Annotated in this window: 11 protein-coding genes; 2 read left to right on the forward strand and 9 right to left on the reverse strand. The window is 72.3% G+C overall.

The genetic code is table 11. The annotated features are described in order from the left end of the window. Positions 1-219: 219 nt before the first annotated feature. Together ACQPZG_RS16185 and ACQPZG_RS16190 are read right to left on the reverse strand one after the other, a co-directional pair. Positions 220-1,281, reverse strand: a complete 1,062-nt coding sequence (locus ACQPZG_RS16185; RefSeq protein ID WP_433546459.1) for an aspartate-semialdehyde dehydrogenase — start codon at positions 1,279-1,281, stop codon at positions 220-222. After that, positions 1,278-2,549 carry an aspartate kinase gene (locus ACQPZG_RS16190; RefSeq protein WP_433546460.1) on the reverse strand — a complete coding sequence of 424 codons (1,272 nt, stop codon included), beginning with the start codon at positions 2,547-2,549 and terminating at the stop codon, positions 1,278-1,280. Before ACQPZG_RS16190 ends, ACQPZG_RS16185 begins: the two co-directional genes overlap by 4 nt. A 285-nt stretch (positions 2,550-2,834) precedes the next feature. Here ACQPZG_RS16190 and ACQPZG_RS16195 point away from each other — a divergent pair, with 285 nt between their 5' ends. Next, complete coding sequence (locus ACQPZG_RS16195; RefSeq protein ID WP_433546461.1) at positions 2,835-3,485, forward strand: hypothetical protein; 651 nt, start codon at positions 2,835-2,837, stop codon at positions 3,483-3,485. Between the two features lie 129 nt (positions 3,486-3,614). Here ACQPZG_RS16195 and ACQPZG_RS16200 read toward each other — a convergent pair whose 3' ends face one another. The 3 genes from ACQPZG_RS16200 to ACQPZG_RS16210 all read right to left on the reverse strand — a co-directional run bounded on the left by ACQPZG_RS16200 (position 3,615) and on the right by ACQPZG_RS16210 (position 5,410). Beyond that, positions 3,615-4,286 (reverse strand): DUF5063 domain-containing protein, encoded by a 672-nt coding sequence (locus tag ACQPZG_RS16200; RefSeq protein ID WP_433546462.1) that lies wholly within the window; start codon positions 4,284-4,286, stop codon positions 3,615-3,617. After that, positions 4,279-4,878, reverse strand: a complete 600-nt coding sequence (recR, locus tag ACQPZG_RS16205; protein WP_185033972.1) for a recombination mediator RecR — start codon at positions 4,876-4,878, stop codon at positions 4,279-4,281. Before recR ends, ACQPZG_RS16200 begins: the two co-directional genes overlap by 8 nt. 196 nt (positions 4,879-5,074) lie before the next feature. Further along, positions 5,075-5,410, reverse strand: a complete 336-nt coding sequence (locus ACQPZG_RS16210) for a YbaB/EbfC family nucleoid-associated protein (RefSeq protein ID WP_185033973.1) — start codon at positions 5,408-5,410, stop codon at positions 5,075-5,077. A gap of 398 nt (positions 5,411-5,808) precedes the next feature. On the opposite strand from ACQPZG_RS16210, the gene ACQPZG_RS16215 reads away from it, so the two are divergent. Next, complete coding sequence (locus ACQPZG_RS16215; protein ID WP_433546463.1) at positions 5,809-6,600, forward strand: SLATT domain-containing protein; 792 nt, start codon at positions 5,809-5,811, stop codon at positions 6,598-6,600. A gap of 287 nt (positions 6,601-6,887) precedes the next feature. Here the strand turns inward: ACQPZG_RS16215 and ACQPZG_RS16220 are convergent, their stop codons facing one another. The 4 genes from ACQPZG_RS16220 to ACQPZG_RS16235 all read right to left on the reverse strand — a co-directional run bounded on the left by ACQPZG_RS16220 (position 6,888) and on the right by ACQPZG_RS16235 (position 12,576). After that, positions 6,888-7,535: a hypothetical protein gene (locus ACQPZG_RS16220; RefSeq protein ID WP_433546464.1), complete on the reverse strand. Its 648-nt coding sequence runs from the start codon at positions 7,533-7,535 to the stop codon at positions 6,888-6,890. Between the two features lie 115 nt (positions 7,536-7,650). Then, a complete protein-coding gene (locus ACQPZG_RS16225; protein ID WP_433546465.1) occupies positions 7,651-8,370 on the reverse strand; it encodes a GntR family transcriptional regulator in 720 nt (239 codons plus the stop codon). Between the two features lie 96 nt (positions 8,371-8,466). After that, positions 8,467-9,828, reverse strand: coding sequence for an aspartate aminotransferase family protein (locus tag ACQPZG_RS16230; protein WP_433546466.1), 1,362 nt, complete (start codon positions 9,826-9,828; stop codon positions 8,467-8,469). 480 nt (positions 9,829-10,308) lie between these two features. Further along, positions 10,309-12,576, reverse strand: a complete 2,268-nt coding sequence (locus ACQPZG_RS16235) for a protein kinase domain-containing protein (protein ID WP_433549433.1) — start codon at positions 12,574-12,576, stop codon at positions 10,309-10,311. Positions 12,577-12,639: the final 63 nt, after the last annotated feature.

Raw genomic sequence — 12,639 nt, forward strand, 5'->3', positions numbered from 1 at the left:
TAAGAAGGGATTGCCGCGGCCTCGCCCAAGGGCGATCACAAAGACGCTCCCCGCTCAATTCCCGGTTCCCGCAAGGCCGCTCCACGATCGGAGCAGGGCCGGGACAGTTCCGGAACTATGCCGGTGGCGAATAATCAAAACACGCTCACCCGTCGCCATACACGGTCCAGACCTGTTATCCACTCACAGAGTGTTCACAGATCCTACAAAGAATTCCGGTTAGCTCGCCGCTGGCTCAGAAGCGACCAATTCACCGATCTGCACCGTATTCAGGGCAGAACCCTTGCGGAGATTGTCGCCACACACGAAGAGTTCCAGGCCCTGCGGATCGTCGAGGCTGCGGCGCACCCGTCCCACCCAGGTGGGGTCGGTGCCGACCACGTCGGCGGGGGTCGGGAAGTCGCCGGAGCCCGGATCGTCGAAAAGGACCACACCAGGGGCGGTGGCGAGGATCTCGTGCGCCCGTTCCACGCTCACCTCGGACTCGAACCGGGCGTGCACCGACGCGGAGTGGGTGCTGATCACCGGGACCCGTACGCAGGTCGCCGTCACCCGCAGATCGGGCAGCCCGAGGATCTTGCGGGACTCGTTCCGGATCTTGAGTTCCTCGGACGACCAGCCGCCGTCCCGCACAGAACCCACCCACGGCACCACGTTCAGCGCCAGGGGCGCCGGGAACGGGCCCAGCCCGTCACCGACCGCCCGCCGGACCCCGCCGGGCGCGGTGCCCGCGTCCGGCTCGGCCGCGAGCAGCGAGAGCTGGGCGCGCAGGGTGTCCACGCCGGCCCGGCCGGCTCCGCTCGCCGCCTGGTAGGAGGAGACGACCAGTTCGGTCAGCCCGAACTCGGCGTGCAGCGCCCCCAGCGCGACGATCATGGAGAGGGTCGTGCAGTTGGGGGAGGCGACGATGCCCCGCTGCCGTGCCCGTACGGCGTGCGGGTTGACCTCGGGAACGACCAGCGGCACGCCCTCGTCCATCCGGAACGCGGCCGAGTTGTCCACCACGACCGCGCCCTGGGCGACGGCGACCGGCGCCCACTGCGCGGCCACCTCGTCGGGTACGTCGAAGAGGGCGACGTCGACGCCCTCCAGGGCCTCCTCGCAGAGCGTCACCACCGTCACCTGCTCCCCGCGCACGGCCAGGGAGGTACCGGCCGTACGACGGGAGGACAGGAGTCGGATCTCGCCCCAGATGTCGGCGTGCTGCGACAGGATCTGGAGCATGACCCGGCCGACCGCCCCGGTCGCCCCGACGACCGCGAGCGTCGGCTTGTGCGTCACCTTCCGGTGCCTCCGTAGACCACGGCCTCGTCGGAGTCCGTGTCGAGTCCGAAGGCGGTGTGCACGGCGCGCACGGCCCCCGTCACGTCGTCGGCGCGGGTGACCACCGAGATGCGGATCTCGGAGGTCGAGATCAGCTCGATGTTCACGCCCGCGTCACTGAGCGCCTCGAAGAAGGTCGCGGTGACTCCGGGGTTGGTCTTCATGCCGGCGCCGACGAGGGAGATCTTGGCGATCTGGTCGTCGTAGCGCAGCGACTCGAAGCCGACGGCGGCACGGGCCTTCTCCAGCGCCTCGGTCGCCTTGCGGCCCTCGGTCTTGGGGAGGGTGAAGGAGATGTCCGTCAGCCCGGTGGAGGCGGCGGACACGTTCTGCACGACCATGTCGATGTTGATCTCGGCGTCCGCGATGGCGCGGAAGATCGCCGCGGCCTCGCCCGGCTTGTCCGGCACTCCGACTACCGTGACCTTGGCCTCGGAGACGTCGTGGGCGACTCCGGAGATGATGGCCTGCTCCACCTGCTGGTCTCCCTGCGGCTCGTTGCTGACCCAGGTGCCGCGCAGTCCGGAGAAGGACGAGCGGACATGGATCGGAATGTTGTATCGGCGTGCGTACTCCACGCACCGGTGCAGCAGCACCTTGGAGCCCGAGGCGGCGAGCTCCAGCATGTCCTCGAAGGAGATCCAGTCGATCTTCTTCGCCTTCTTCACCACGCGCGGGTCGGCGGTGAACACGCCGTCCACGTCGGTGTAGATCTCACAGACCTCGGCGTCGAGGGCGGCGGCCAGCGCCACGGCCGTCGTGTCCGAGCCACCGCGACCGAGGGTCGTGATGTTCTTCCCCTCCTGGCTGACGCCCTGGAACCCGGCGACGATGGCGATGTTGCCCTCGTCGATCGAGGTCCGGATGCGGCCCGGGGTGACGTCGATGATGCGCGCCTTGTTGTGGACCGAGTCGGTGATGACACCGGCCTGGCTGCCCGTGAAGGACTGGGCCTCGTGGCCCAGGTTTTTGATCGCCATGGCCAGCAGAGCCATGGAGATCCGCTCTCCTGCGGTCAGCAGCATGTCGAATTCGCGCCCGGCAGGGATCGGAGATACCTGCCCGGCGAGGTCGATCAGCTCATCCGTGGTGTCGCCCATCGCGGACACCACGACGACGACCTGATGGCCGTCTCTCTTGGCATCCACGATCCGCTTGGCGACACGCTTGATGCCTTCGGCATCGGCGACGGAGGAGCCTCCGTACTTCTGCACGACAAGGCCCACGTGCGCTCCTCGTTAGTCCATTACGGCAGTTCATTACTGCGCTCGGGTCAGTTTAACGAGCAGGCCGGTCGCGCCGGGCGGGTATCGCATCGTGAGACGTTCCGCTCACACACTGGTCCCGCCCGCGCCGTCCCGCCTGCTCGACGGGGATGCTGCCCCGCCGCGGTGGTCGTACTCGGAAGGTGTGCCGGGTCACACGGGAACCGGGCGGGGGCACGGCCCGTCCCAACGGCGCGCTCCACCGCAGCCACTGGAACTCCGTGCACCGCCCGCCCTGGAGGAACCGTGTACCGACGTACGGCAGCCGCCTGCGCCGTCCTCGCCCTGCTCACGCTCACCGCCGCCTGCGGAACGGACCCCGGCCACCGCGTGGAGACCGCACCCGCACGGGACCTCGCCGACCGGGAGTGTCCCGGCGTCGACGCCACGGCGCGGGACCTGCCGGCCCAGGACGGCGCCCCCGTGAACACCCCCGAGGCGAGCGCCCTCGCGGCGGCCGTCGACCCGCCCAAGCGCGGCACCGGGGCGAACGCCGCCTACTACGACGTCTACAGCGGCCTGATCGTCGACCAGCCGGCCGGCCGGGTCGCCCTGTGCGTCACGGACCTGGAGCGCGGCCGGGCCTGGCGGGCGGCCGTGGCGAAGGCGCATCCCGAGGTGGACGTGGAGCGGCTGGATCTCTACCGGGCGCGCTGGTCGCAGAAGGCGCTCGACGCGGCGCGCGACCGCGTGTGGCGGGACCCGAAGCAGTACGCCTTCCCCCTCCATACCCTGTCCGGCGACGGCACCAAGGGCCTCACCGTCGGCACCAGCGCCGAGGGCGCGAAATCGGCGGACTTCCGCAAACAGCTCACCGAGAACGCGGGCGGGGTCGCGGTACGCATCGAAGCGACCGGACCCGTGGAGGCGCTCGGCGGCGACCCGAAGCGCGACTGACCGGACACCGCGAGAGGCGGCCCCGGCCGGGAGCGCGCGGACCGGGCGGAGGATACGCAGGGGGCGCACCGCAGCCGGCGGCGCGCCCCTCCCCCGTGGCCCCCCGGTCCTGCGGCCGTGGCACCCGGCCTACGGCGTCTTGAGTCCCAGCGGCCCCGCGATCTCCTCCAGCATCACGCGTCCCGCCTCCTCCTCCAGGTCCGCCTCGGCGGCCAGGTCCTCGTCCGTGTCCAGGCCGTCGAGCTCCTGGAGCGGCTGGTCGAGGCGGACGTGGGCGACGAGGGACTGGAGCGCGCGCAGCATGGCGGACGCGGTGGAGCCCCAGTTGGAGAAGTAGGAGAACTGCCACCACCACAGCGCCTCGGAGGTGCGCCCGGCCCGGTAGTGCGCCAGCCCGTGCCGCAGGTCGGTGACGACGTCCGCGAGGTCGTCGGAGATGCGGCAGGCGACGGGAGGCTTGCGCGGCTCGTAGGGGTCGAAGACCTCGGAGTACACGTCGATGGGCTCCAGCATGCGCGCGAAGCGGATGCGGAGGTCGTCGACGTCCGGCTCCGGGCCGAGGTCCGGCTCGTACCGCTCGTCCGGGACGATGTCCTCGTGTGCGCCCAGCCGGCCGCCGGCGAGCAGCAGCTGGGACACCTCCAGCAGGAGGAAGGGCACCGCGCTGTCCGGTTCGTCGCCCTTGGCGACCTCCGTGACGGCCAGGATGAAGCTCTCGACCTGGTCCGCGATCTGCACCGCGAACGAATCCGGTTCCTGGCCCCGGTCCCCTACGACCGAGCCCACAATGACGTCAGACATCCAGCAATCGTCTCCCCTCGAAGGCACGCCCGAGCGTGACCTCGTCGGCGTACTCAAGGTCTCCCCCTACGGGTAGACCACTGGCCAGTCGGGTGACCTTCAAACCCATGGGTTTGATCATCCGGGCGAGGTACGTGGCGGTGGCCTCGCCCTCCAGGTTCGGGTCCGTCGCGAGGATGAGCTCGGTGACGGAGCCGTCGGCGAGGCGGGCGAGCAGTTCGCGGATCCGCAGATCGTCCGGCCCGACGCCCTCGATGGGGCTGATGGCGCCGCCAAGGACGTGGTAACGCCCCCGGAACTCCCGGGTCCGCTCGATCGCGACGACGTCCTTGGGCTCTTCCACGACGCAGATGACGGTGTCGTCGCGGCGCGGGTCGCGGCAGATGTTGCACCGCTCCTCCTGCGCGACGTTCCCGCACACGGCGCAGAAGCGGACCTTGTCCTTCACCTCAAGGAGGGCGTGCGCGAGCCGGCGTACGTCGGTCGGCTCGGCCTGGAGGATGTGGAAGGCGATCCGCTGCGCGCTCTTGGGACCGACGCCGGGCAGCCTGCCCAATTCGTCGATGAGGTCCTGGACCACGCCTTCGTACAACGGATTGCCTTTCCTGGTTCTGCTTGCTTCGTACGGTAGTTGCTGCGGGGGCTCGGACAGAAGAGCTGGTGGGCCGGTGTTTGCGGCCGGTGCTCGGGGCCGGCCGTTCGGCCTCGCTCCGCTCCGGCCGTCGACATGGGCCCTCGGCAGGCGGCCGGGCCCCGGAGGAGCAGGCCGACCGCGGGCGGCAGGTGCCTCAGAAGGGCAGGCCGGGCATGCCGCCCAGGCCCTGGGTCAGCGGGCCGAGCTTCTCCTGCTGGAGGGTCTGCGCGTTCTCGTTCGCGGCCTGGACGGCGGCCACGACGAGGTCGGCGAGGGTCTCGGTGTCGTCCGGGTCGACGGCCTTGGGGTCGATGACCAGGCCGCGCAGCTCGCCGGAGCCGTTGACGGTCGCCTTGACCAGACCGCCGCCGGCCGTGCCGTCGACCTCGGTCCTGGCGAGCTCCTCCTGCGCGTTCGCGAGGTCCTGCTGCATCTTCTGGGCCTGCTGAAGCAGCTGCTGCATGTTGGGCTGGCCACCACCGGGGATCACGGGATGTCTCCTAGTCGTCGGTCGTACGGGTCGGGCAATCCGAGCCTACGTGGTCGCCCGACGGCATGCCCCACGCCGTACCAAGCAACTCTTTCGAGTGAACGGTTCACGCTCTCCCACCTGATCACGGCCCCCTACGGGGGGAAATACCGGGACAACGGCCACGCGGCCCACCGTTCGGCGGTAGGAAGGGCCAAGCGCACCCGTACGGAGGAGTTTGGCCGTTACGCGGCGGTGGACGCCGCCCGCGCGGCGTCTCGTCCCGTACGCAGACCTCGCGCACGCGGTCGTCCTGCCCGCGGACGTCCTGTAGGTAGACGTCGTGTAGGCAGTCGTCCCGAACGACCCGCAAGAACCGTACGAGTCAGTACGCATTCTCAGACGCAGAGGAGTGCCCGGTGAGTCAGCCGGAGATGCAGCCCGAGGGGCCGTCGGCCCGGCACGACGCCGGTGCCGGCGCAGTTTCCGGTGCCGGAGGACCTGTCAACGACGAGTGGGGCTGGGACGAGGAGGACCTGGCGGGGCGGCCGTTCCCGCTCGGCGACTGGGGCGAGCCCGCGGAACGGCTGGACGAGCTGTACCGGTGGGTCGAGGAGGGCGCGCTGCGCACGGCCCGCTGGTACCTGGCGGACCGGGGCTGGAAGCGGCGGGGTGCGCGGGCGCTGCGGGCCGGGGCGGCGGTGGCCGTCGTCGCGGGCACCGCGCTCCCCCTGCTCGACCTGATCGGCGCGCTGCCCGGCGCTGCGGGCTGGGGCTACCTCTCGCTGCTGGCCGCGGCGGCGTGCGTGGCCTGCGACCGGTACTTCGGGCTGACGTCCGGGTGGATGCGGGACACGGCCACCGCGCAGGCGGTGCAGCGGCGGCTCACCGCGCTCCAGTTCGACTGGGCGTCGGAGAGCGTACGGGAGATCCTCGGCCCGACGGAGGGGACGGCGAGCGAGGCGGCGGAGCGGTGCCTGCTGGTGCTGCGGCGGTTCACGGAGGACGTGACGGAGCTGGTGCGCGTCGAGACGACGGACTGGATGGTGGAGTTCCGGTCCGGTCCCGCGCCGCTGGTCATGCAGACGCTGGGGGCGGCTCCGGCGGCCCGTCCGGAGGGGGCGACGGGGCAACCGATCGGGCGGGTTCCGCTTCCGCCGGGGACTCGGCCGAACATGCCTCGGCAGAGGCCGCCGGAGCCGCCGAGGTAGGTGGGGGCCGGTGGTGGGGACGGGTGGTGCGGGTGCCGGTTCGGGGGTGCGGGGGCGCGGGGGTGCGGGGGTGGGTGAGCGCGGCGTGGGCAGGACGGGGCGTGGGGCGGGGGGTGCACCGTCCGGTGGGGGCCGCCCCCTTGCCCGCCCTCCCCCAAGCACTCGGCTTCGCTCGTGCAGGGAGGTGCCCCCGCGCCCCCGGGGGCGGCCCCGCCGCCCAAGGGGGCTGACGTAGGGGTGGCTCCGCCGCCCGAGGGGGCTGACGTCGGGGCCGGTGGGCGGGGAGGTCAGCTGAAAACGATCATGGAGCCTTGGCCCAGGCTTCGGGTCGTTGCGGCGTGCAGGCCGAGCCAGACGTGCCGTTCGCGGGCGAACGGAGACGGGTCCACCGGTCCCGGGGCGGGCTCCTCCAGGGCGGTCGGCCCGGCCGGAGGGGCCGGCGGCGCCGGCGGGTTCGCCGGGTCGATGCCGATGGACGGCGCCACGTACTCCAACTCCCGCAGCAGTCCCTGCGCGGATCCCAGCGGCCCGCCTCCCCCGAGGAGTTCGTCGTTGGACAGCGGCACGGGGAAGTCCACCGGCACGTACGCGCCCGCGTGGTCGTAGTGCCACACCAGGTGCGACCGCAGCGCGCTCTCCTCGAACATCTCCAGCAACTGCTCGTAGTCGCCGCCCAGTTCGTCGACCGGGGTGACCGCGAGGCCGCACACCTGCAACAGGTACGCCCGGCGCAGGAAGTGCAGCGCGTCGTAGTCGAAGCCCGCGACGGGCGCGACGTCGCCGGACAGCCCCGGCATGTACGGGAAGATCGGGACCGTCGGCAGGCCGGCCTCCGTCAGTGCCTTGTCGTACGAGGCGATCTCTTCGGCGAAGGGGTTGTCGGGGCTCTGGCACAGTACGTCGACAAGGGGGACCAGCCACAGGTCACAGGCCAAGGGGTGCGCTCCTCCACGGTCCGCGGCGTCCGGCCCCGTGGTCGGCGACCGGTCGCCACAGCGTAGTGCCATGTGCGCGCCGCGCGAAGGGTGTGAGTCGTAGCGGGCTCGGCTTTCAGGTACCGGCCCGTTCCGTGCGCCCGGCCCGCACTTCGAGCCGGTCCGCCCAGCCCAGCGCCGTCCTGTCGTGCGCGGCCAGCAGCTCGTACACGGTCTCCTCGTCGCACCGCGCGAGCGCGGCGACGACTTCCTCGTGGCCGCTCCACAGACAGTCCGCCGCCTGGAGGTCGAGTTCCTCCCGCAGGCGCAGGACGGAGAACACCCAGCAGCGAACCCGGAGTTGGTGCAGGAACTCGGCTATGTGCGGGTTGCCGACCATGGTGGCCAACTCCTGCCAGAAGCGCAGGTCGTAGCCGATGAGCACGTCCAAGTCCCCTGCCCTGGCCGCCCGCGCCGCCTCCTCGGCCCTGCGTCGCAGCACCGCGAGCCGGTCGGGCGCGAGGTCGCTCGCGGCGATGGCGAGCCGCTGGTGGACGCCGGACACCACGAGGGAACGCGCCTCGACCATGCCCCTGAACTCGGCGACGCTGTACTCCCGTACCCGGAACCCCTTGTGCTGGTCGGATGCGAGGAGGCCCTGCGCCGCGAGGTCGAAGAGGGCCTCGCGCACGGGCGTCGCGGAGACCTCGTAACTCTCGGCGATGTGCTTGACCGTGAACTCCCGGCCGGGTTGCAGTCGTCCCGCCAGCACCTCGTCACGCAGTGCGTCGGCGAGCTGCTGGCGCAGGGTGCTGCGGTTGACGGTCCCGCGGGTATCGGCTCCGCTCGCGGGCATGGTGACTCCCCCTTCGTCCGCTCCGGACACCCTATGGGGCGGACGGAGCGGGACAAGGGGGAGATCACCTGCCGTTTCGCGCGGGGGCGCCGCGGGTCACGCGGTGTGCTCGTCCGCCACCGTCAGCGCCTCGTCCAGGGCCGCAAGCCCTTCCTTCGCCTCGGCTTCGGTGACGTTGCACGGCGGTACGACGTGCGTGCGGTTCATGTTGATGAAGGGCCACAGGCCGTTCTTCTTGCAGGCCGCGCCGAAGGCGGCCATCGGTGCGGCGGCGGCGCCGGTCGCGTTGTACGGCACCAGCGGTTCCCGCGTCTCGCGGTTCTTCACCAGCTCCAGTGCCCAGAACATGCCCGTGCCGCGGACGTCGCCGATGCTCGGGTGGCGTTCGGCGAGGTTCCGCAGGCCCGGCTCGATGACGGTCGCCCCGATGTGCGCGGCGTTCTCGACGACCTTCTCCTCCTCCATCACCGTGAGGGTGGCGACGGCCGCGGCGCAGGCGAGCGGGTGCCCGGAGTACGTCAGACCGCCCGGGAAGGCGCGCTTGTCGAAGGTCTCGGCGATCTCTGCGGAGATCGCGACGCCGCCCAGCGGCACGTACCCGCTGTTGACGCCCTTCGCGAAGGTCATCAGGTCGGGCACCACGTCGTAGTGCTCGGCCGCGAACCACTTGCCGGTGCGCCCGAAGCCGGCCATGACCTCGTCCAGCACGAAGACGATTCCGTGGCGGTCGCAGATCTCCCGCACGCCCTGGAGGTAGCCGGGCGGCGGCGTCATGATTCCGGCGGTGCCGGGCACCGTTTCCAGGACGATCGCGGCGACGGACGTCGGTCCCTCGAAGGCGATCGTGTCCTTGAGGTGCTGGAGGGCGCGCGCGCACTCCTCCTCCTCGGTCGACGCGTAGAACGCGGACCGGTAGAGGAACGGCGCCCAGAAGTGGACCGTCCCGGAGGACCCGTTGTCGGAGGCCCAGCGGCGCGGGTCGCCGGTGAGGTTGATCGCGGTGTTCGTCGCACCGTGGTACGAGCGGTACGCGGCCAGCACCTTGGGACGGCCCGTGTGCAGACGGGCCATCCGTACGGCGTTCTCGATGGCTTCGGCGCCGCCGTTGGTGAAGAAGATCTTGTCGAGGTCGCCGGGGGTGCGGGAGGCGATGAGCCGGGCGGCCTCGGACCGCGCCTCGACGGCGAACGCCGGGGCGAAGGTGGTCATGGTGGCCGCCTGCTCCTGGATCGCCCGGACGACCTGGGGGTGCTGGTAGCCGATGTTGGTGAACACGAGGCCACTGGTGAAGTCGAGGTAGCGGTTGCCCTCGTAGTCCCAGAAGTACGAGCCCTCGGCACCGGCGACGGCCAGGGGGTCGATCAGGCCCTGGGCGGACCAGGAGTGGAACACGTGCGCCCGGTCGGCGGCCTTGACGGCTGCGCCCTTGGCCGGGTCCGGGGAGAAGTGAGGGGTCATGGGGCGAGGGTAGAGAACGCGGGGCCGGAGCCGCCATGACCATCTTGTACGGGTGGGGGCGTACGGGTCGGCAGGGTGTCGAGAGCGGGGGCTCAGGGAGAGGACAGGGGGAGGCGTCCGGTGAGGACACGCAGAACGGGACGCGGAGGGCGGGACTCGGAGAGCGGAGGGGTGCAGGTGCCGGGGGCTGGGGGATGCCGGGAGCTGCGGGACGCGGAGAGCGGAGGGGACAGGTGCCGGGAGGCGCAGCGCCGGGAGCTGCGGGGTGGGGGTGCCGGGGGGCGCAGTGCCGGGAGCTGCGGGGTGCCGGGGGCTGGGGAGGTGCCCGGGGAGGCCGGGTGCTGAGAGCTGCGGGGCGGCGGTGCCGGGGGACGCGGGGTGCCAGAGCTGCGGGGTGGGGGGTGCCGGGGGACGCGCAGTGCCGGGGGGGCGGCTGCGCACGCACGCAGTCCTGCGCGCGTGCGCGTACGAGCACGCCCCCTACCGCGTGTACGTCACCGACTTCCCGTCACCCGTCGTACGCCGCATCCGCCCGTCGGACAGCAGCACCACCTCGGACGCCCTGCCCGGTGAGCACGTGCTCGACGGACCCAGCACGACCCGGGAGGGGCCGAGCCGCAACGGCCCGTACGTCCCTGGGTCCGAGGTCAGTTCCGCCTCGAAACGACAGTGGTAACTCCCGGAACCGGTCGGCCCGTTGGCCGTGAGCGTCATGACGGTGTCACCCACCTTCCCCTGCCGGATGGTGAGGCTCCGCGTACTGATGCCTGCGTCACCGCCGACCGTGCCGCGCCAGGTCCCGAGAAATCCCGCCGGGACGGTGGTGGCTTCGGAGGGGGGCGGAGTGTCGCCGCCGGCCGGGTCGGACGAGGACTGGGGGTTGCTGGGCGTACTGCCCGTACCGGGGGCCGCCCCCTGCCCGGTGGGGCTGTTGTTGCCGGTGGGGGAGACGGAGGGCCGGTCGGCGGCGTCGTCGCCCCGCATGAACGCGTAGACCGTCCCGCCCGCGCCCAGCGCCACGACGAGTGCGACGGCGATCAGGGCGGCGGTGGCCCGGTTGCTGCGGGGCGGGGGCCCGGAGTCGCCGGGACCCAACGGGGCCGGGTAGCCGTAGCCGCCGGGCGGGGTGGGGTAGCCGTACGGATCAGGTGCGCCGTGACCCTGCCCTGCCGGGGGCAGCTGGGGGTGGCCGTAGCCGCCGTACTGGCCGGGCGGGGTGGGGTACCCGTACGCGCCGGGCTGGGCGGGTGGCAGTGCGGGGAGCGGGCCCGGCGCGTGCCCGTGGGGCTGCGCGGGAACGGTCCCCGGCGAACGCGGCGTGCCGGGTGCGGGCGGGCCGCCGGGGCCTCCGGCGGCCTCCGGGGCACCGCCCCCTCCGGGTGCGCCACCGGGCCCCGCCGGGGCGCCGGGACGGTTCGGGACGACGACGGTGGGCAGGGAGTGCACCCCGCCGGGGTTGCTGGGGCCACCGGGGCTACTGGGGTTGCTGGGCCCCGCGGGCCTCCTGGGGGTGCTGGGACTTCCCTGGCCCTCAGTCGCGCCGGGACCCCCCGGCACGCCCGGCCCCCCGGGCCCGGCGGGGTCACCGCCGGGGCCGCCCGGTCGGTGCGGGGTTCCCGGCTGGGGAGTGCCCGGTCCCCCGGTGGGAGCCTGCGGGCCGACGGAGCCGGGCGCTGCGGAGCCGGGTGCTGCGGAGCCGTCGGACTGAGCGGGACCTGCGGGTGCACCTGATCCGACGGCGGCGCTGTGCCCTGCGGGCGTGCCGGATCCGGCGTTCGCAGCCGGCCCGGCAGGTGTGCCGGGCGGCCCCTCGGAGTTCGCGGCAGGGCCCACGAGCGACGTCGTCGGGTTCTCCAGGTCCAGCAACTGGACCGCGTGCGCTCCCAGTTGAGCCACCAGGGACGCCGGGAGCCACGGGTCTCCGGGGGCCTGGCCCGGTCCCGTACGGGACAGGAGGTCGTCCAGGGCGGGGCGGGCTGCGGGGGGCTTCTGGAGGCAGTCGCGGATCAGGTCGTGGAGGGATTCCGGAACGCCGGAGAGGTCCGGGGGCTCCTGGGCGATGCGGTACATCATCGCGTGCACGCCGCTGTGCGAGGTGCCGAAAGGCAGCTTGCCGGTGGCCGCGTACGCGAGGACCGAGCCCAGGCAGAACACGTCGCACGCCGGGGTCACCCGGTCGCCCCGGATCTGCTCCGGGGCCATGAAGCCCGGGGAGCCGACCAGTGCGCCGGTGCGGGTCAGACCGCTTTCGGTGACCGTTTCCAGGGCACGGGCGATGCCGAAGTCGATGACGCGCGGCCCGTCGATGGTGACCAGGACGTTGGAGGGCTTCAGGTCGCGGTGGATCAGGCCCGCGGCGTGGATGTCCTTGAGCGCGCGGGCGAGGCCGGCGGCGAGGATCACGACCGAGCGCTCCGGCAGGGGGCCGTGGCTGCCGGAGACCACCTGCTGGAGGGTGGGCCCGGCGACGTAACCCGTGGCGACCCACGGGACGTCGGCCTCCGTGTCCGCGTCGAGGACCGGAGCCGTCCACCGGCCGCCGACCCGCCGCGCCGCGTGCACCTCCTGCCGGAAGCGGGAACGGAACTCCTCCTGCTCGGCGAGTTCCCTGCGTACGAGCTTGACCGCGACCGTGCGGCCGCGCTCCGAGCGGGCCAGGAAGACCTGGCCCATGCCACCCGCGCCGAGGCGCGCCAACAGGCGGTACGCACCGATGCGTTGGGGGTCCTCGGGACCCAGTTTCTCCATGGCCATGACTGCTGCGCCACCCTCCCCCGATGTGACCGCGATGGGCCGAGGATAGTGCCGTCG

It is taken from the genome of Streptomyces sp. CA-294286, assembly GCF_050947155.1.
Classification (GTDB): Bacteria; Actinomycetota; Actinomycetes; order Streptomycetales; family Streptomycetaceae; genus Streptomyces.

Bases quoted from the DNA above. Each gene is read 5' to 3' on its own strand.
- ACQPZG_RS16200 (WP_433546462.1), bottom strand. From the start codon at position 4,286: ATGTCTGACGTCATTGTGGGCTCGGTCGTAGGGGACCGGGGCCAGGAA.
- ACQPZG_RS16225 (WP_433546465.1), bottom strand. From the start codon at position 8,370: ATGCCCGCGAGCGGAGCCGATACCCGCGGGACCGTCAACCGCAGCACC.
- ACQPZG_RS16230 (WP_433546466.1), bottom strand. From the start codon at position 9,828: ATGACCCCTCACTTCTCCCCGGACCCGGCCAAGGGCGCAGCCGTCAAG.
- ACQPZG_RS16235 (WP_433549433.1), bottom strand. From the start codon at position 12,576: ATGGAGAAACTGGGTCCCGAGGACCCCCAACGCATCGGTGCGTACCGC.